The sequence below is a fragment of the Megasphaera sp. ASD88 genome, assembly GCF_002287425.1.
GTDB lineage: Bacteria > Bacillota > Negativicutes > Veillonellales > Megasphaeraceae > Megasphaera > Megasphaera stantonii.
The window spans coordinates 41,250-59,842 of sequence record NZ_NQXW01000016.1 but is presented as its reverse complement, the minus strand read 5'-3'; the positions used below and the strand labels follow the sequence as shown (position 1 = coordinate 59,842).

The 18,593-nt window shown below is 54.5% G+C and carries 18 protein-coding genes; 12 read left to right on the top strand and 6 right to left on the bottom strand.

Features of this window, described 5'->3' with window-relative positions:
* Nucleotides 1-319: 319 nt before the first annotated feature.
* Complete coding sequence (locus tag CJ260_RS08950) at nucleotides 320-781, top strand: hypothetical protein (RefSeq protein WP_087476919.1); 462 nt, start codon at nucleotides 320-322, stop codon at nucleotides 779-781.
* Nucleotides 782-839: 58 nt separating this feature from the next.
* Here the strand turns inward: CJ260_RS08950 and CJ260_RS08945 are convergent, their stop codons facing one another.
* Both CJ260_RS08945 and CJ260_RS08940 read right to left on the bottom strand, forming a co-directional pair.
* Nucleotides 840-2,285: an amino acid permease gene (locus CJ260_RS08945; RefSeq protein WP_087476920.1), complete on the bottom strand. Its 1,446-nt coding sequence runs from the start codon at nucleotides 2,283-2,285 to the stop codon at nucleotides 840-842.
* A gap of 142 nt (nucleotides 2,286-2,427) precedes the next feature.
* Nucleotides 2,428-3,198, bottom strand: a complete 771-nt coding sequence (locus CJ260_RS08940; RefSeq protein WP_087476921.1) for an IclR family transcriptional regulator — start codon at nucleotides 3,196-3,198, stop codon at nucleotides 2,428-2,430.
* 243 nt (nucleotides 3,199-3,441) lie between these two features.
* On the opposite strand from CJ260_RS08940, the gene CJ260_RS08935 reads away from it, so the two are divergent.
* The 7 genes from CJ260_RS08935 (at nucleotide 3,442) to CJ260_RS08905 (ending at nucleotide 9,579) form a co-directional block, all read left to right on the top strand.
* The gene (locus CJ260_RS08935; protein ID WP_158221392.1) at nucleotides 3,442-3,978 is read left to right on the top strand and encodes a 2-oxoacid:acceptor oxidoreductase family protein; all 537 of its coding nucleotides are present in this window, start codon (nucleotides 3,442-3,444) and stop codon (nucleotides 3,976-3,978) included.
* Nucleotides 3,979-3,990: 12 nt separating this feature from the next.
* Nucleotides 3,991-4,257, top strand: coding sequence for a 4Fe-4S binding protein (locus CJ260_RS08930; RefSeq protein ID WP_095629940.1), 267 nt, complete (start codon nucleotides 3,991-3,993; stop codon nucleotides 4,255-4,257).
* Between the two features lie 3 nt (nucleotides 4,258-4,260).
* Complete coding sequence (porA, locus tag CJ260_RS08925; protein ID WP_095629939.1) at nucleotides 4,261-5,442, top strand: phenylglyoxylate dehydrogenase; 1,182 nt, start codon at nucleotides 4,261-4,263, stop codon at nucleotides 5,440-5,442.
* A gap of 12 nt (nucleotides 5,443-5,454) precedes the next feature.
* Entirely contained in the window at nucleotides 5,455-6,363 is a 909-nt protein-coding gene (locus CJ260_RS08920; RefSeq protein ID WP_095629938.1) for a thiamine pyrophosphate-dependent enzyme, read from the top strand.
* Between the two features lie 146 nt (nucleotides 6,364-6,509).
* Entirely contained in the window at nucleotides 6,510-6,779 is a 270-nt protein-coding gene (locus CJ260_RS08915; RefSeq protein ID WP_087476926.1) for a chorismate mutase, read from the top strand.
* 2 nt (nucleotides 6,780-6,781) lie between these two features.
* Nucleotides 6,782-8,944 (top strand): ATP-dependent RecD-like DNA helicase, encoded by a 2,163-nt coding sequence (locus tag CJ260_RS08910; RefSeq protein ID WP_095629937.1) that lies wholly within the window; start codon nucleotides 6,782-6,784, stop codon nucleotides 8,942-8,944.
* Nucleotides 8,938-9,579, top strand: a complete 642-nt coding sequence (locus CJ260_RS08905) for a ComF family protein (RefSeq protein WP_095629936.1) — start codon at nucleotides 8,938-8,940, stop codon at nucleotides 9,577-9,579. The genes CJ260_RS08910 and CJ260_RS08905 overlap by 7 nt, the downstream gene beginning before the upstream one ends.
* Here CJ260_RS08905 and CJ260_RS08900 read toward each other — a convergent pair.
* Together CJ260_RS08900 and CJ260_RS08895 are read right to left on the bottom strand one after the other, a co-directional pair.
* The gene (locus CJ260_RS08900; protein WP_095629935.1) at nucleotides 9,574-10,182 is read right to left on the bottom strand and encodes an HD-GYP domain-containing protein; all 609 of its coding nucleotides are present in this window, start codon (nucleotides 10,180-10,182) and stop codon (nucleotides 9,574-9,576) included. The two genes, CJ260_RS08905 and CJ260_RS08900, sit on opposite strands and share 6 nt — an antisense overlap.
* Nucleotides 10,183-10,211: 29 nt before the next feature.
* Nucleotides 10,212-10,718, bottom strand: coding sequence for an S-adenosylmethionine decarboxylase family protein (locus CJ260_RS08895; RefSeq protein WP_087476930.1), 507 nt, complete (start codon nucleotides 10,716-10,718; stop codon nucleotides 10,212-10,214).
* Nucleotides 10,719-11,027: 309 nt separating this feature from the next.
* Here CJ260_RS08895 and nadA point away from each other — a divergent pair, with 309 nt between their 5' ends.
* The 3 genes from nadA to nadC are packed head-to-tail and all read left to right on the top strand — an operon-like array spanning nucleotide 11,028 to nucleotide 14,130.
* Nucleotides 11,028-11,936 carry a quinolinate synthase NadA gene (gene nadA, locus CJ260_RS08890; RefSeq protein WP_095629934.1) on the top strand — a complete coding sequence of 303 codons (909 nt, stop codon included), beginning with the start codon at nucleotides 11,028-11,030 and terminating at the stop codon, nucleotides 11,934-11,936.
* Between the two features lie 26 nt (nucleotides 11,937-11,962).
* Nucleotides 11,963-13,273, top strand: a complete 1,311-nt coding sequence (locus tag CJ260_RS08885) for an L-aspartate oxidase (protein ID WP_087476932.1) — start codon at nucleotides 11,963-11,965, stop codon at nucleotides 13,271-13,273.
* On the top strand, nucleotides 13,270-14,130 hold the full coding sequence (nadC, locus tag CJ260_RS08880; protein ID WP_233127939.1) for a carboxylating nicotinate-nucleotide diphosphorylase: 861 nt from the start codon (nucleotides 13,270-13,272) through the stop codon (nucleotides 14,128-14,130). The genes CJ260_RS08885 and nadC overlap by 4 nt, the downstream gene beginning before the upstream one ends.
* Nucleotides 14,131-14,195: 65 nt before the next feature.
* On the opposite strand, the gene CJ260_RS08875 is transcribed toward nadC, so the two are convergent.
* Together CJ260_RS08875 and clpB are read right to left on the bottom strand one after the other, a co-directional pair.
* The gene (locus CJ260_RS08875) at nucleotides 14,196-14,771 is read right to left on the bottom strand and encodes a PepSY domain-containing protein (RefSeq protein ID WP_158221391.1); all 576 of its coding nucleotides are present in this window, start codon (nucleotides 14,769-14,771) and stop codon (nucleotides 14,196-14,198) included.
* A 123-nt stretch (nucleotides 14,772-14,894) separates the two neighbouring features.
* A complete protein-coding gene (gene clpB, locus CJ260_RS08870; RefSeq protein WP_087476934.1) occupies nucleotides 14,895-17,486 on the bottom strand; it encodes an ATP-dependent chaperone ClpB in 2,592 nt (863 codons plus the stop codon).
* Nucleotides 17,487-17,680: 194 nt separating this feature from the next.
* Between clpB and CJ260_RS08865 the strand changes: the two genes are divergently transcribed.
* Nucleotides 17,681-18,490 carry a tetratricopeptide repeat protein gene (locus CJ260_RS08865; RefSeq protein WP_095629932.1) on the top strand — a complete coding sequence of 270 codons (810 nt, stop codon included), beginning with the start codon at nucleotides 17,681-17,683 and terminating at the stop codon, nucleotides 18,488-18,490.
* Nucleotides 18,491-18,593 lie beyond the last annotated feature (103 nt).

Genomic DNA, 18,593 nt, shown 5'->3' with positions numbered 1-18,593 from the left:
TAGAATGGATGTGATCCATAGTGATTGCTCCTTTGTTGATGATTTCTCGCAAAACCATTTTAACATGAAGCTTCACTATGGATTTTTGTTTTTTGATTACCTGTTCAAATTCATTTTACAATTAACCTTTTGAAGAATTTGTATTTATTTTATCAAAACCAATTGATTTTTCCGGGCACTCTCTATATAATGTAGTTATATATTAAAAAATATTATGAAATCATTAATGTAAATTATAAATATATTAAAACGTACGCTGGTAGTTGACGATGCGGCATGTCGCCGACGGCGTATGACGAGAGAGCGAGGGAGTGAAGCGATGAATTGTGTAATTTGCGGGAAAGAATTTACGCCGCGGCGATCTATTCAGAAGTACTGCAGCGCCGAATGCCGGCGGTATGCCAACCGTCATGGCGTCAACGATATCCGGGCCGCCGCTCCGGCTACGGCTCCGGTAATTCGTGAATTCCGCTGTCTGAAATGCGGTACCATCGTCAGAGTACGAGATCATTCGGACGGCAGGATGAAGTTTTGCTCCCAGCATTGCGAAAAGCTGTACTGGAAACATTCGAAGAAAGTAAAGGCCGTCACGGTGTACCGCAAGTTTTCCTGTCGGGAATGCGGAAAGCATGTCCTTGTTACGGACCCGCTGGACCGGCGGCGGATTTTCTGCAGCCGCGAATGCCGCATCCACTGGTTCGGCAAGCACAACGCGGAGAAGAGAGCTAAGATGGCTGCAGCTCATGCAGGGGGCGATGTACATGCCGGACAGATGCTGTAGGAAAAAAAAGAAGGCACGCGAATCATATATAACGTTCGCGTGCCTTTTTTTGTTTGTCTTATTTATGGCGGGACAAGTCTACTTCGTCCAGCGGAATAATATTCGTATGGTGTTTTACCTTGTGATACAGGTATACGGCGAGGAAGACGGGAATGCCGATGTAGGCGACACTGGCGCCGTACCAGTCAATTTCTGCTCCCGTAAAGGCGGAGTAGTTCTGACCGGCCGTAACGATGATGCACATGAGCAGGGCCAGCAGGGGGCCGAAGGGGAAGAAGGTTGCTCTGTAGGGCAATTCCTTTAAATCCTTGCCTTGGGCCACGTAGGCGCGGCGGAAGCGGTAATGGCAAATAGCGATGCCGATCCAGGTAATAAAGCCGGCCATGCCGCTGATGTTGACGAGCCAGTCGTAGGCCTTGCCTTCGCCGATGAGCGACGTAAGGAAGGCTGCCAGGCCAAAGATAACCGTTGCGAACAGCGCATACGACGGAACGCCGCGCTTATTCAGCTTGAGGAAACATTTTGGTGCCTGGCCGGTCTGGGCCATGGCGTAGAGCATACGCGTCGAGACGTACAGGCCGGAGTTGCCGGCAGATAATACGGCTGTTAAAATAACAGCGTTCATAATCGAGGCGGCGGCAGCCAGGCCGAAGCGTTCAAATACCAGCGTAAAGGGGCTGATAGAAATATTTTCTACGCTCGAATTGAGAAGATTCGGGTCCGTATAGGGAATGAGGAACCCAATGACGACGAAGGCTCCTAAATAGAATAACAAAATACGCCAGAAAATAGAGTGAACGGCACGGGGAACGTTTTTTTCCGGATTTTCACTTTCGCCGGCAGCGATACCGATCATTTCCGTTCCCTGGAAGGAGAAGCCGGCAACCATGAAGATGCTCAGCATGGCGGTAAATCCGCCGACGAAGGGCGCATCGCCGACCGTCCAGTTTACGAATCCCGGCGACGGCTCGGGCCCGAGTCCCAGAATGAGGAAGGCGCCGGCGCAGAGGAAAATTAATACTGTCAGAACTTTGATACCAGCAAAGATAAATTCGCTTTCACCGTACGAGCGGGTCGAAAGATAATTAAGGACAAATAAGATAATCAGGAAAATGCCGCTCCATACAGCTGCCGGGACATCGGGAAACCAGTATTTCATAATCAGGGCGCCGGCAACCAGTTCGGCTGCGACGGTAATAGCCCAGTTGAACCAATAGTTCCAACCCAAGGCAAATCCTAAGGATTTATCGACGTAGCGGTTGGCATACGTTTCAAAGGAGCCGCTGACCGGCAGGTACGCTGCCATTTCCCCTAAGCTGGTCATAAGGAAATATACCATGACGCCGATGAGGGAATAGGCAACGAGGGCACCGCCCGGACCGGCTGTGCTGACGGTCTCGCCGCCGGCGACAAACAGGCCTGTGCCGATAGCGCCGCCGATGGCGATCATATTCAGATGGCGGGCTTTTAAGCTACGGCGCAGCTGTTGTTGTTCTTCTTTCATTCAATCACAACCTTTTTTATAGTATTACTATAGTAAAAAAAAACTTACCTGTATATTATAGCGAATGTTTTTCTTGTTGACAATTAAAGGTTTCATCAGGGTTTATACCAAATTTGAAAATAAAATACGCTGGAGCAGGCATTTAACGCAATGTCCTGGACAATTCGTCAACCGTATGTTTCAACAGGACAATATGCGATTTTTTATGCGTTTTCATGCGCGTCGTCGGACCGGAAATGCTGATGGAGGCGACAGCTCGTCCTGTTGCGTCGACGATAGGGACGGCAAAACAGGTCAGGCCGAGTTCGCTTTCTTCGTTGTCGCAGGCGTAGCCCTCTCTTTTTACCTGGTCGAGAAGGTGGAGGAGCTCGCCGGCATCGCCGAGAGACGCAGGGGTCAGCTTTTGGAAGCTGACTCTTTTTATATATTCTCGTATGACCTGGTCGGACTGAAATCCTAAAATCGCCTTGCCCGATGCCGTGTGGTGAGCGAGCTGACGATAGCCCAGGGCCGTTTCCATTTTCAGCTGCGACGTGCCTAAGGCGCGGTCGATGAACATGATGTGAATGCCGTCGTCGACGATGCCTAAATGGCTCGTTTCTCCCGTCTGCCGGGCGATGTCCTGCAGGTAGGGGTGGATGAGGGCGGCCAGCTCCATGCGGTTATAGGCCAGCATGCCTAGGGAAAACATGTTGAGGCCCAGACGATAGGTGGCGTGGTCGGTCTTCGATAAAAAGCCGCGGTTTTCCAAGGTGACCATGAAACGGAACACTGTGCTGCGGCTGAGGCCCAACAGCTTGGCCGCGTCGTTTACGCTGAGTTCTTCATAGTCGAAGAAGAGATTTAGGAGAGACAGCGTATTGTCTACAGAGGTGAGTATATATTTTTCTTTATTCGAGGCGTCTTCTTTCATATACAGTATCCTTTGCGGGGTTAGTTTTTTGTGTACAATGTATAAATCATTTTTATTATAGCATACTCACCGTAAGAGACCTATAGATATGACGCGGGCACATCATAAAGAGGCGGAAAATATCGCTTTCTCATGCATCATATTTTTCATTGACATATTGATTTAAACATTCTAACATAGAAATATAAAGTTCATATAAAGAAACTAAAGTATCTTTATATGAACAAGCGAGGAGATGAAATTATGAAGGAAATTCGTTTGCAGGGCCGCGGCGGCCAGGGCGTGGTCAAAGCGTCGCAGCTCGTCGTGGAAGCGGCCGTAGCCGAAGGGCTGTACGGACAGGCTATTCCCTTTTTCGGCGTAGAACGGAAGGGATCGCCTGTATTTGGGTATCTGCGCTTGTCTCACAGTCCGATTCGCCGCCGTATGCAGGTCTATGAGCCGGATATCTTGATTATATTTGACGATTCCCTCGTGTCGGCGCCGGAGACCTTCGACGGCTTGAAAGCAGGCGGTATGGTGATTCTCAATACGACTAAAACACGGGAAGAGCTGCCCCTTCCGCCTCAGGCCGGCAGCGTATGGCTCGTCGACGCCGCGGGAATTTCGGAAGGCCTGTTAGGCCGCAACATGCCGAATACGGCCATACTCGGCGCTTTTGCCAAGGCGACAGGCTTGGTGGATAAGGATACGCTGTTGGATAAGATTGAGCATACCTTTGGCGCAGAGAATAAGGAAGCAGCTGTCCGGGCTTACGACAGCGCTGCGGAATACAAGTAAGGGGGAGAAACTATGAGCGAACGCCAGTATATTACGCCAGTCGGCGATACGGGGATGTACATTTTGGATACGGCGTCGTGGCGCGTATTCCGCCCGGTCATGGACAAGGAACAATGCGTGGAATGCGGCATGTGCCTGACGTACTGTCCGGTGAACGCCATCGTCGGCCGTGAAGATAATACGTACGAAATTACCTATGACTACTGCAAGGGCTGCGGCATCTGCGCCCAGGAATGCCCGCGCGGGGCGATTGCGATGGTACCGGAAGGAGGCTGCTAGACGATGAGCAGAAAGGTAGTATTGACGGGGAACGACGCGGCGGCGGAAGCGGCGGCCTTGTGCCGTCCCGATTTGGTAGCGGCTTACCCGATTACGCCGCAGTCCAAGGTCGTAGAACATTTAGCTGATATGATATACGACGGCCGGCTGGACTCGGAAATGATTCAGGTAGAGAGCGAGCATTCGGCCATGAGCGCCGTCCAGGGTGCGTCTGCCGGAGGAGGACGGGTCTTTACGGCGACGAGCGCCCAAGGGCTGGCCCTGATGTTCGAGCCCTATATGCGGCAGGCTACGTTGCGCCTGCCCATGGTCATGGCCTTGGCAACGCGGGAAATGACGTCGCCTGAAACGGTGTGGAGCGGCCAGCAGGACGCCATGTCCGTCCGTGAAGCCGGCTGGATGCAGGTATTCTGCGAGAGCAATCAGGAAATCATCGACATGATCATTCAGGGCTACATGCTGGCCGAAGATCCGCGGGTCTTATTGCCTATCAACGTGTGCTACGACGGCTTTTACAGCTCCCATCTGACGGAGGGTGCGGAATTGCCTGATCAGGAAGACGTCGATGCATTCCTGCCTCATTACAGCGCAGATTGGAATCCTATTTTAAATCCCGATAAGCCTCTGGCTCTGGACCCGCTGACGGCGGGCCCGCTGCTGATGAAATACAGAAAGAGCCATTTGGACGCAATGGAACGGGCCCTAGCCGTACTGGAAGAGGTAGACGCGAAATTCGCCGCCGCCTTCAGCCGGTCTTACGGCGGCGCGATTGAAGAATACCGCCTCGACGACGCCGACGTCGTTTTGATTACCATTGCCGGCATGAGCGGCACAGCGAAGGACGCCGTTGACATAGCCCGTGAAAAGGGCGTCAAAGCCGGCCTCATCCGCCTGCGCTTCACGCGGCCCTTCCCGGGAAACCGCATTGCCAAGGCTCTTCTGGGCAAGAAGGCCTTCTGTGTCCTCGACCGAAGCGTATCCTTCGGCTGGAGCCAGGGGCCGATGCATGTGGAAGTCAAGGCGGCCCTTGCCGACCAGGGGGCGTCGTACTGTCATTTTTCGGCTATCGGCGGCTTAGGCGGCGCTGATATTTCATTGACGGAGATTTCAGGACTTATAGATGAATTAGAAACCCATAAAGATGAAAAAGGCGAACGGCCCGTCAAGTGGCTGCTGAAGGATTGAGGAGGGAATCGTATGAACTACGTATCATTGCTGAAGGACGCGCCCGATCAGATTACGCCGGGCATGTCGGCCTGTCAGGGCTGCGGCGGCGAATTGATCCTGCGGCGGGTCATGCAGGTCGCCGGAAAGAATACTATTGTGGCGATTCCGCCGGGATGCTTGGCCGGCGCCGGCGTCGTCGGCTGGAACTATGCCAACGGGCAGAAAACGCCGGTTCACATTACCCTTCTGGACAACACGGCGGCCTTTTTAAGCGGCTTGTCGCGCATGTACGAACGGAAGGGACGAAGTGATGTCAACATCGTCGCCGTCGCAGGAGACGGCGCGACAGCTGACTGCGGCTTTCAGAGCTTGTCGGCCGCGGCAGAGCGCGGCGAAAAGATGCTGTATATCTGCTACGACAACGAAGGCTATATGAACACGGGGTATCAGCGCAGCTCGACGACGACGCTGGGGTCCCGCACGTCGACGACGCCTCTGGGCAGCAAAATCAGCGGCAAGGAACAGCAGCAGAAGTATGTGCCCCTCATCATGGCTATGCATCAGATCGAATACTGTGCTACGGCCTCGCCGTCCCATATGAAGGACATGGTGGAAAAAATCCAGAAGGGGTTGGCGGCCAGCAAGAAGGGCTTCGCGTACCTGCATGTTTTCTCGCCCTGCCCGACGGGCTGGGGCTATGGTAGCCACATGAGTATTACGATGGCTCGCCGGGCTGTAGAGTCCAATCTGTTTCCTCTGTGGGAAATGGCCGAAGGCAAGCTGACCGTAAACGTCAAGCCGGCCAATCCCCTGCCCGTAGCCGACTTTGTCGAAGCCATCGGCAAGTTCAAGGCACTCAGCGACGAAGCGATTGCGGCAATTCAGCAGCGGACAGATCAGAGGTTTCAGCTGCTGCTGACGTTAGCCGGAAATGAATAGAGATGCGTCATAACGTATGTTACCTGCCTGAGGCGGCACTGCGCTGCTTCAGGTTTTTTCCTGCCTATTTCTGCCTAGCCAGGGTATGACATATATCGTATAATAAGTACATATGTACCATCTTATTTTCGTAGAAGGAGACACCTATGAATTTGGAAGAATGCCGGAAGGAAATTGACAGGCTGGACAAAGAGCTGACGAATTTGCTGGAGCAGCGCATGCAGGTAGTGGCGAAGGTAGCCGCATATAAAAAAGAAAATCATATGGAAATATTCGACCCGCGGCGGGAGCGGCAGGTCCTCGACAAGATTGCCGCTATGGCGCAGTATAAGGAATTGGCTCCGTACTTGCAGAAGATCTATCAATGCATTATGGACGAAAGCAAAAACTATGAACGGGAGTATATGAAGTTATAAATATGGCAGATATGGAAACGGTGCAGGGGGCGGTAGAACGCGTTTTGTTTGAGGCCCCCGATTCGGATTATATAGTCTTCCGCATTCGGCGCGAAGACGACGAGTCCCTGCTGACGGTTACGGGAAACGGCCCGAAGCCGCTGGTTGGAGACCGCATAGAAATCATGGGCCGGTGGACCCAGCATAAAAAGTATGGCCGCCAAATGGCGGCGTTGGCGTGGAAGCGCCTCATTCCCGATACGGCCGACGGCATCGAGCGGTTTTTGGCGTCGGGCGCCGTCAAGGGCATCGGGCCGTCTCTGGCTCGCCGTATCGTATCGGCCTTCGGCAGCCAGACGATGGCCGTCCTGGAAAAGGAACCAAAACGCCTGCTGGAAATCGAAGGCATCGGCGCGAAAAAGCTGGCCGTCATTACGGAATCGTTTTATGAAGAAAAGCAGGTCAACGACCTGGCCTTGGATTTGGAGACCCACGGCGTGTCGGGGCGCTATGCGGCGCGGCTCGTGCAGAAATACGGCGAAGAAGCCCTGTATGTGCTGACAGAGGAGCCGTACCGCATGATTGCCGAAATAGACGGCATCGGCTTTAAAACGGCCGACCAGATTGCCTTGGCGTACGGCATGGACCCGCAGTCGCCGGAGCGGCTGGCGGCGGGCTTGACGTATGTCCTGCAGGACATGACGCAGAACGGCCACGTATGTATTCCTGATAGGGAGCTCGTCTACCGGGCGTCCCTCATCTTGCGGGCGGAACAGCTGATGCTGCGGGATGTGCTGACTGAAGCGCTCGCCATGGGGCAGCTTTGTGCCGATGATTACGGCGGAGAGACCTATGTGTATACGCTGCAGGCCTATGAAGAAGAACGGGGCGTTGCCGAGCGGATCCGGGAAATGGCCGCGTATACGCCGCCTAAGCCGCGAAGGCATGTGGAATTGTTTTTAGACCGCTGGCAGGAGTCGTGTCAGTTCCAGCTGGCCGAGGGGCAGCGCGAAGCCGTATCCCAATCCCTGCAGTCGGGGATGCTGGTCATTACCGGCGGCCCGGGGACCGGCAAGACAACGGTCGTGCAGGCGATTATCCGCCTGGCCGAGCAGGAAGGGCTGCGCATCGTCTTGTGCGCGCCTACGGGGCGGGCGGCGAAGCGCCTGGCCGAAACGACGGAGCGCAAGGCTAAGACGATTCACCGCCTTCTCGTGCCGGAAGGCTTTGCCGGCGGCCGGCAGGTTTTCGAATACAACGAAACGAAGCAGCTGCCCGCCGATTTGGTCATCGTCGACGAAGTTTCCATGCTGGATATGGAAATGCTGTATCACTTGCTGCAGGCACTGAGCCCGCACTGCCGGTGCATCCTCGTCGGCGACGCAGATCAGCTGCCGTCGGTCGGAGCCGGCGCCGTCCTTCACGATATTATTCAGTCCGAAATACTCCCCGTCGTGCGGCTGCAGACGATTTTCCGCCAGAAAGAAGGGGGACGCATCGTGACGAACGCCCATCTCATCAACGGCGGCCGCCTGCCCGTAGTCAATGAAGACGAGGAATTCCGATTCGTGGAAATTGAACGGGAAGAACAGGGCGCGGACGTGATCTGCCGGCTGTACGCGGCAGAAACGGCGGAGGCCGGCGACAAGTTCGCCGTGCAGGTGCTGTCGCCTATGTATAAAAATCCCTGCGGCGTCGACAACTTAAACGCCGTCATACAGTCCGCCGTCAACGGACCCCAAAAAGGAAAAGGCGAGCATAAGGCGGGAAAGATGACCTTCCGTACAGGCGATAAGGTCATGCAGAAGCAGAACAACTATGACAAGGGCGTATTTAACGGCGATATCGGCGAGATTTTTGCCGTGCAGAACGACATCGTGTACGTGCGCTATCCGGAGCAGGACGTCAAGTACGAAGGGCAGGAAATCGATGAAATTACCCTGGCCTATGCCATAACGGTTCATAAGAGCCAGGGGAGCGAGTACCATACGGTTATCATGACGCTCGTCAACAGCCATGGCATCATGCTGCAGCGGAACCTGCTGTATACGGCGGTTACGAGGGCCAAGGGCAAGGTCATCCTTGTCGGTACGAAAGCGGCCCTGCGCACGGCCGTTCAAAACGTGCGGACGAGCCGGCGCTTTACCTTGCTGGCTCAGCGGCTGAGGGAGGAAGAAATATGCTGAAGGAATGGCTGCTGAACCTGTTGTATCCGCCGCGCTGTCCTGGCTGCGGCGCTGCTGTAAGCCGTCATGGCCAGTGGTGTTCTTCCTGTTTTGGGGCAGTCTGGCGTCCGCGCCGGCTCGCGCGGAAACGGGAAAGCCGCCTGGCCGCCTGTTACTGCCTGTGCGATTACCGCGGGCCTGTCCGGACGATGCTGCAGCGGCTTAAATATGACGGAGCCGTGTGCTACGGACGGGCTGCGGAGGAACTGCTGACGCAGTTTCCCTGGCCGGAGCGGCTGGGGCATATCGACTGCGTCGTGCCGGTGCCCCTGGCTCCGGAAAAAGAGCGCAAGCGGGGGTTCAACCAGTCGGAAGTATTGTTCCGCTCCTGGGCGGAACGGCGCTGGCCATGGAAAGACGGCCTGCAGCGCGTCCGCTCAACCCAGGCCCAGTGGCATCTGGACAAGGCGGACCGCGCTGACAACGTAAAACGAGCCTTTGAAGTCAAAGGCTCGTTTGAGGTACGGGGAAAGCATATTCTGTTGGTCGACGACATTTATACGACGGGGACGACGATGGAAGCCTGCGCTTACGCGCTGCACAAAAAAGGCGCTGCTAGCGTGACGGGATTCGTCGTTGCCAGCGGCGCCTTATAATTGACCTAACGTTTCGATAAATGCCTTGACGACTTCCGGGTCGAAGAGGATGCCTGAAGCGCTGAACATTTCGCGGACGGCCTGTTGCTTCGTCTTGGCCCAGAGCTCTGTCGACGGGTTGATGATGCGGTCGTAGTAGTCTGCGACGGCGATGATGCGGGCGCCGAAGGGAATATTGGCCCCGCGCAGGTGCTTGGGAAATCCCGAGCCGTCCCACCGTTCGTGGTGATAGCGGATATACGGCACGATATCCTGACAGCAGGGAATGTTTTCCAGCATGTTGCCGCCCGCCGCGGCGTGGCGCTTGTACTGGGCGTTTTCCCGGCGGTTGAGATAGGGGATTTTTGCCAGCAGCGTATTGGAAACGAAGAGAAGGCCGACGTCGTGCAGAAGGGCCGCGTGCTTGATCTGCTCAATTTCACTTTTGGGAAGAGCCAGCTTGGCGGCGATGCTGACGCTGTAGTTGGCAACCTGGAGGGAGTGCATATACAGCCGTTGGTTCTTCAGTTGTATGAATTTGAGCAGCTCCGCCGTAATCGTGTCGAGGGAATTCATTTCCTCCATCCCGATGCCGGCGGCCTGTTTCAGCGATACCATGTACATGACGGACAAAACCTTTCTTCAATACTATATTACTTCTTTTTTATGCGCCGGGAACGGCGCATTTTTTGCGGATGGCGCAGGATATTAAACATCCTGGCGCTCGTTTTTTTGATGCGAGAGCCCGTATTCTTCATGCGGCGGACCGTCGTAATCTTCGATTTGCGGGCAGGCCGCATGTCGCGGAGCGAGCCGAAGTCGCCGCGGCGGATGCTCGTAGCTTTGATGCGGTCGGAGCCTAAGATGACCTTCAGCGTGCTCATGACGTGGCTGGCGTTGAGGTCGTTGTTGAAGCTGTAAATGTCGACGGCGACGTAAGCCAGCTGGGGATAAATGTGGATGCAGAGATGGGCGTTTTTCGACACGCCGATACAGACGAGCTCCTCCGCGTCGTCATGGTACAGCGTGATGCCCTCGATGGGCGCGCCGACAGGCTCGAAGGCCTTTTTTACCAGATTCTGCAGTTCGTCGTTCGTCGTCAGTTCTGCCTTGCAGTTGTAAAAGTCTATCAGTAAATGTTTTCCTAATGTATTAGCCATGAATTTCCACCCGTTAGTTTAGTACAGCTCATTATATACTGTTTTTTCCGCCTTGTAAACGCAGTTTTCCAAATGGAAATAAGGACGGAGATACTATAAGTATTTTCTATTATCGTAAAATATACGTAAAAATGCGACCTCCGAAGCTATCGGGCAAGAGATGCCTATGGTTAACATATCAAAATGTCATAAAACTATGCTGAATATGCCTTCTGTTTTACGGCAAAAGAAATATCATTCATTGTCTTGTCAGCTGTAAATGCTTGATGCTATAATAGCAGGTAAACGATGAAGAGAAAGGGGATTGCAATGGAATTGATTGAAAAGGAAATTGCCCGGCTGAAAGAGGAGCGACGCGCCGTCATATTGGCTCACTACTACGTGCCCGACGACGTACAGCGCGTCGCCGATTACGTCGGCGATTCTTTTTACTTGAGCAAGAAGGCAAAAGAGACTGACGCCCAGACGATCGTGTTCGCCGGCGTACGTTTCATGGGAGAAAGCGCAAAAATCCTCAATCCGCAGAAACGGGTCCTCATGCCGGACAGCACGGCCGATTGCCCTATGGCGCACATGGTCACGGCGAAGGCCGTAGAAGACATGCGCCGGCAGTACGACGACCTGGCTGTCGTATGCTACGTGAACTCCACGGCGGAGATTAAGACGCACAGCGACGTGTGCGTTACGTCGTCCAATGCGGTGCACATCGTCAAAAAGCTGCCGCAGCGCAATATATTCTTTATTCCCGATAAAAACCTGGGGCATTACGTGAGCACGCAGGTTCCGGAAAAGCATATCCTGTGCAATGACGGCTACTGTCCCCGGCACAACGGCGTCCGCCCGGACGTCGTACGGGCCTGCAAGGAACAGCATCCCAAGGCCCTGTTTTTGGTTCATCCCGAATGCCCGGAAGAAGTTTTGGCCTTAGCTGATTACATCGGCAGTACGGCCGGCATTATCGAGTATGCCGGAAAAGCCGGAGCCGACGAATTCATTATCGGGACCGAGGACGGCGTTATGTACGAATTGACGAAGCGGTATCCGGAAAAGACGTTTTATTCCGTCATGGAAGGCCGGGTCTGCGAAGATATGAAGAAAGTGACGCTGGAAAAGGTACTGCAGTGCCTGCGCGACGGGACGGGAGAAATTACCGTGTCCGACGAAGTGCGGGAAAAAGCGCTTCGTTCGCTGGACCGTATGCTGGAATTAGCTGAATAAGGCGATTTGATAAAGAGGGAATAGGTATGAAGATAATAAATACGGACGTGCTGATCGTAGGGACCGGCGCCAGCGGGCTCTTTGCGGCGCTCCACCTGCCGACGGACAAGCAGGTGCTGATGATTACGAAAGACCAGACAGAAAACAGCGATTCCTATTTGGCTCAGGGCGGCATCTGCGTGCTGCGCGACGAAGACGATTATGACAGCTTCATGGAAGATACGCTGAAAGCCGGCCATTATGAAAACCGGCGCGAGTCTGTCGACATCATGATTCGTTCCTCGCGCAGCGTCATCGACCAGCTTATCCGCTGGGGCGTGGATTTCGCCATGAAGGACGGGCAGCTGGATTACACGCGGGAAGGATGTCATTCCAAAGCGCGGATTCTTTACCATGAAGACGTGACGGGGAAAGAAATTACCAGCAAGCTGCTGGCCGCCGTGCGCGGCCTGCCGAATGTGACGATTCTGGAATATACGACGATGATCGATTTGGTAGCCAAGGATAACCGGTGTCTCGGCATTATCGCCCGGGATGAAGCAGGCGGATACATGGCCATTGAAGCTGCCAAGACGATATTAGCCAGCGGCGGCGTAGGCGGATTGTACGAAAGGTCTACGAATTTTCCCCACCTGACGGGCGACGCCATTGCCATTGCCCGCCGGCACGGCATCGCTCTGGAGCATATCGACTACGTGCAGATTCACCCGACGTCGCTGTATACGACTCATCCCGGCCGAAGCTTTTTGATTTCCGAATCTGTCCGCGGCGAGGGGGCCAGGCTGTACGGCAAGGACGGCCGGCGGTTTGCCAGCGAGGTGCTGCCCCGCGACGTGATGACGGCGGAAATCCGCAAGCAAATGGCCAAAGACGGCATGCCCTACGTATGGCTGGACATGACGGTCCTCGGAAAAGACACGATTTTCCGCCATTTCCCCAATATCTATCAGAAATGCCTGGAAGAGGGCTTCGACGTAACGAAGGACTGGATTCCCGTCGTACCGGCCCAGCATTACTTCATGGGCGGCATCCACGTCGACTCTTTCAGCAAGACGACGATGGACGGATTATACGCCGTTGGTGAAACGAGCTGCAACGGCGTGCATGGTAAAAACCGCCTGGCCAGCAACTCACTGCTGGAAAGCCTGGTCTTTGCCGAACGGGCGGCCGGGCAGGTCAGCCAGCAGATACGGCGTCCGGCGGCGCGTCCAGAGGGAGAATTTGAATGGCTCGGCGAACGGGCTGTTCAGGCGCTGAAAAAGGAAGAACGTACGCTGGCGGCGCAGTATAAGGCCGAAGTATTACAAGAAATGGAACGGGAGCGGAGCGCACAATGAACGAACTGAATTCGATTACGATGAAGCTGCATGTAGATCCGATATTGATGATGGCCCTGCAGGAAGATATCAGCAGTGAGGACGTGTCGACGAACGCCGTCATGCCCGAAGCCTGCCTGGGCGAAGTAGAGCTGCTCAGCAAGGCCGACGGCGTCATCGCTGGCTTGCCGGTCTTTGCCAGAGTGTTTACGCTGCTGGATGAAGAGACGGACTTTACCTTTTATGTCAAAGACGGCGATAGGGTGTCCAAGGGGCAGAAGCTGGCCGTCATCCGCGGCGATATCCGGGCGCTGCTGTCGGGCGAACGGGTGGCGCTCAACTACCTGCAGCGCCTGAGCGGCGTGGCTACGTACACAAACCGGGTCGTCAAGCTGCTGGAAGGAAGCGGTATTAAGCTCCTCGACACGCGCAAGACGACGCCGAATATGCGGCTTTTGGAAAAATACGCCGTTACCGTCGGCGGCGGCTGCAACCACCGCTACAATTTGTCCGACGGCATTTTGCTGAAGGACAATCACATCGGCGCGGCCGGTTCGGTGGCGAAAGCCGTCGCCATGGCCAAGGCCTACGCACCCTTCGTCCGCAAGATAGAAGTGGAAACGGAAACCCTCGACATGGTGCGCGAAGCCGTCGAAGCCGGCGCCGATATTATCATGTTCGACAACATGACGCACGATATGATGAAGGAAGCTGTGGCTATCATCGACGGCCGGGCGGAAACGGAATGCTCGGGCAACGTAACAGAAGAAAACATCAGCAAGCTGAAGGATGTAGGAGTAGATTATATTTCCAGCGGAGCCTTGACCCATTCTGCGCCGATTTTGGATTTGTCCTTAAAGCATCTTCATCGCCTGTAATTTCATTTGCATAGTAAAACAGCGTCTCGGCGAAAGGAGCGGAGACGCTGTTTTTGTGTGCCGGCCTATTTTCTCTTATCGGCATTCCAATCCAGTATAATGCCCGTGTCCGGGTCGATTTCAAATTCGTAATACATCGTGCCGGTGAAAAGCCGTCCTTCATAGCGCGGCGCACCGTCGTCGGACTCGCGCCAGATCTGCACGTCCTGCGGCGAAGCGCCGGGCACCTTGGATAAGACGATGTCTTTCGCTTCGTCCATGGAAACGGGATGCCTGTCCTGACGGCGGGCCCATTCGTCCTTGACTTCGTAATCGGAGCCGACGATGTCTCCGCTGTGCATGTCGATTTCAAAATCGTAGTCGCCGTAATCCGTTTCAAATTCCACGTCGTATACGGGAATGGCGGCGTCCCTGTCGCGGTCTATTTTTACATTGTACGCCTGATTCGCAGAAACGCCGGCATGATCCAAGGCGATGGACAGGGCGTCATCGGCGCTGATGTCGGCGGCGCGCTGCTGCGATGCGGGAGCTGGCTGCGCTGCCGGCTTTGCCGCTGCAGATTCCGCCGTCTGGCCGCAGCCGCTCAGGGAGAGCAGGGCGGCCAAGGCCAGGAGACAGCAGGCAATAGTGCTTCGATTCATAATCATTCCTCCTCGTCAACATATACTTTTATTATAGCCCCATAGGGAAAAAAGACAATGCGTATACAGCAAAAGGCCACAGCATCAGTTAGGATGCTGTGGCCTTTCTTGTCCTAGTCTTAGTTAGTTGTCTTCGTGGCGGCGCATAGGCGTGAAGGTAAATTCACTGCCGTCGAAGCCGATAGCGACGGTATCGCCTTCGCGTACCGTACCGGCGATGATGTCGTGGCTCAGCGCCGTTTCTACCGTATGGGTAATGAGGCGGCGGAGCGGACGGGCGCCGAACTGCGGGTTGAATCCCTGATCGCCCAGGGCCTGCAGCGCTTCGTCGCTCCACGTAAGGTGAATCTTAACCTGCTTTTCCAGCCGTTCGCCCAAACGTTCCAGAAGGATGGAGGCGATATCTTTGACCTGTTCTTTCTGCAGGGCCTTGAAGACGACGATGTCGTCGACACGGTTGAGAAATTCCGGGCGGAAATACTGTTTCAGCAAGTCGCGGACCTTTTTATCGGCTTCTTCGAAATTCTGCGATTCGAGGATTTCATGAGAGCCTAAGTTGCTGGTCATGATGATGATGGTGTTCTTGAAGTTGACGACCCGGCCCTTGCCGTCAGTCAGCCGGCCGTCGTCGAGAATCTGCAGGAGGACGTTGAAGATGTCCGGATGGGCCTTTTCGATTTCGTCGAGGAGGATGACGCTGTAGGGACGGCGGCGAACGGCTTCGGTCAGCTGGCCGCCTTCATCGTATCCGACGTATCCCGGAGGCGCCCCGATGAGGCGGGACACGGTGTGTTTTTCCATGTATTCGGACATATCGATGCGGATGATGTTCCGTTCGTCGTCAAAGAGGGCTTCGGCCAGGGTTTTGGCAAGTTCGGTCTTGCCGACGCCTGTCGGGCCGAGGAAGATGAACGAGCCGATGGGGCGGTTCGGGTCCTTGATGCCGGCGCGGGCCCGCATGATGGCATCGCTGACGACCTGGACGGCCGCGTCCTGTCCGACGACTCGTTTATGAAGGGTTTCGTCGAGGTGGAGCAGTTTTTCCCGTTCGCCGGTGAGCATCTTGGTGACGGGGATGCCTGTCCAGCGGCTGACGACCTGGGCAATGTCTTCTTCGCCAACTTCTTCTTTTAAGAGTTGCGAATCCTGATGTTCTGCCAAATAGGCTTCCTGGTCCTTCAGCTTTTGTTCCAGTTCAGGCAGCTTGCCGTATTTTAATTCCGACGCCTTGGCGTAATCGTAGTTGTGTTCTGCCTGTTCCATCTGGCCTCTGACGGAATCGATTTCCTTTTTGATGGCCTGCGTGCGGAGGATAGACTGCTTTTCTTCATCCCACTGGGCTTTGAGCTGGCTTTCTTTTTCTTTCAGCTCGTCTTTTGTTTCGACGATTTTGGCCAGCCGTTCTTTTGAAGCTTCGTCCGTTTCTTTCGTGAGCGATTGTTCTTCAATTTCCAGCTGCATGATCTTATGGCGCAGTTCGTCGATAGGCGTCGGCATCGATTCGATTTCCGTGCGCAGCTTGGCGGCGGCTTCGTCGACTAAGTCGATGGCCTTATCGGGGAGGAAGCGGTCGGAAATGTAGCGGTCCGACAGTACGGCGGCGGCTACGAGGGCCTTGTCGCGGATGCGGACGCCGTGATGGATTTCATACCGTTCTTTCAGGCCGCGGAGGATGGTAATCGTGTCTTCTACGTTCGGCTGGTCGACCATGACGGGCTGGAAGCGCCGTTCCAGGGCGGCGTCCTTTTCGATATACTTCTGGTATTCGTTCAGCGTCGTCGCGCCGATGCAGCGCAGGTCGCCGCGGGCCAGCATCGGTTTTAAGATGTTGCCGGCGTCCATGGAGCCTTCAGACGCGCCGGCTCCTACGACCGTATGGATTTCATCGATGAACAGGAGGATCTGGCCGTCCGATTTGGCGATTTCGTTTAAGACCGATTTGAGTCGTTCTTCGAATTCGCCGCGGTATTTAGCTCCGGCGATCAGAGAACCCATGTCGAGGGAGTAAAGCGTCTTATTTTTCAGCGATTCCGGTACGTCGCCGCTGACGATGCGGCGGGCCAGCCCTTCGACAATAGCCGTTTTGCCGACGCCCGGTTCGCCGATGAGGACAGGGTTGTTTTTGCGGCGGCGCGACAAGATTTCGACAGTACGGCGGATTTCGTCGTCGCGGCCGATGACCGGGTCCAGCTTATTCTGGCGTGCGGCGGCCGTCAAATCGCGGCCGTATTTTTCCAGGGCCTTATAATTGCCTTCCGGGTTGTCCGTATTGACGTTGCTCTTGCGGTTGGCCTTCACGGCGGTCATAATGTTGTTTTTCGTCAGGCCGAATTCGCGGCACAAGGATTGCATATCGTCGCTGCTTTCTTCGACGATGCCCATGAGGAGATGTTCCGTGCTGATATAGTCGTCGTGCATGGATTCCGCCAGCTGTTGGGCTTTGCCGATGACCCGGACCATTTCCGTCGACATGGACATTTGGCTTTGTCCTTTGACAGAGGGAATCTTTTTCAGCATTTGTTCCAAACGGGCCTGCAGCATAGGCAAATCCGTATGGCATTCGGAGAAAATCGTGGAGAGAAGACCTTCCGGTTCCTTTACGAGCCCCATGAGCATGTGGACGGAAGAAATTTCCTGATTATAGTGCAGCGCGGCGATTTGCTGGGCTGACTGAAACGCGTCGATTACTTTCTGCGTGTATTTTTCGTTTCCCATAATAAGACCTCCTTATATTACAGGCGATTCATAACGTAATATGGTGTGCGAGTATTTGTATATGCTCAAGTATCATTATACCCATAAAAGTCAAAAAGTCAATAGAGCAAAAGATAAAAACGAAGAAGATCTATCTTGACAATAAAAAATCCCTTCCGTACAATGCCAATAGGATGATAAAGAAGGGGTAGTATATGAAAGAAGAAAATCTCTTGGCCTTGGAAAAGCAGGCCTTTCAGGGCGATGCGGAAGCGCAGTGCCGCCTTGGCGACGTATATTTTTTCGACGGCGATGAAGACGACTTAGCTCGCTCGGTCTATTGGTACGGCATGGCGGCCCGCCGCGGCTGGGCCGAAGGACAGTATAACCTGGCCTATCAATACGAACAGGGATTGGGCGTGCCCCAGGACTACGAACGGGCCGGCAGCTGGTATAAGAAGGCGGCTCTGCAGGGACATGGGCCGGCGGCCAATAATTTGGGACATTTATATGAAATCGGCTGCGGCGTGCCCCAAGATTATAGGGAGGCCCTGTTTTGGTACGAACAGGCCGGACGGAGCGGCGACGCCGACGGGCAGTGCAACGCCGGCATCATGTATCAATTTGGCTATACCGGCGAGGCCGATTATGAGCAGGCAGCCTATTGGTATGCTCAGGGCGCAGCTCAGGGAAATTTTATTGCCCAAAATAATTTAGGATATTTGTATGAAATGGGAAAGGGCGTCGAAAAGGACGAGGCGAGGGCGGCAGCCCTATATGAGCAGGCGGCCTTTGCCGGCGACGGGCCGGCGCAGAATAATTTAGGCCAGCTGTACCGCGACGGCCGCGGCGTCGCTCAGGATTTGCAGCAGGCGGCGTATTGGTTTGCCTTATCGGCTGCCAGCGGCTATACGGAGGGAATCAAGAATTATATACATGCCTTGGAGCATGGCGAAGGCGTGCGGCAGGATATACAACAGGCAGCCTACTGGCACAATATGCTTCATGAGTTGGAGAAGCCATGAGACGATATTGCTATTGGAACCTGCGCTGGATTTAACCTATACCATGCTGCCATTAAGATAATATGGCATTGTAGATGAAGAATTATATAAAATAATAACAGGC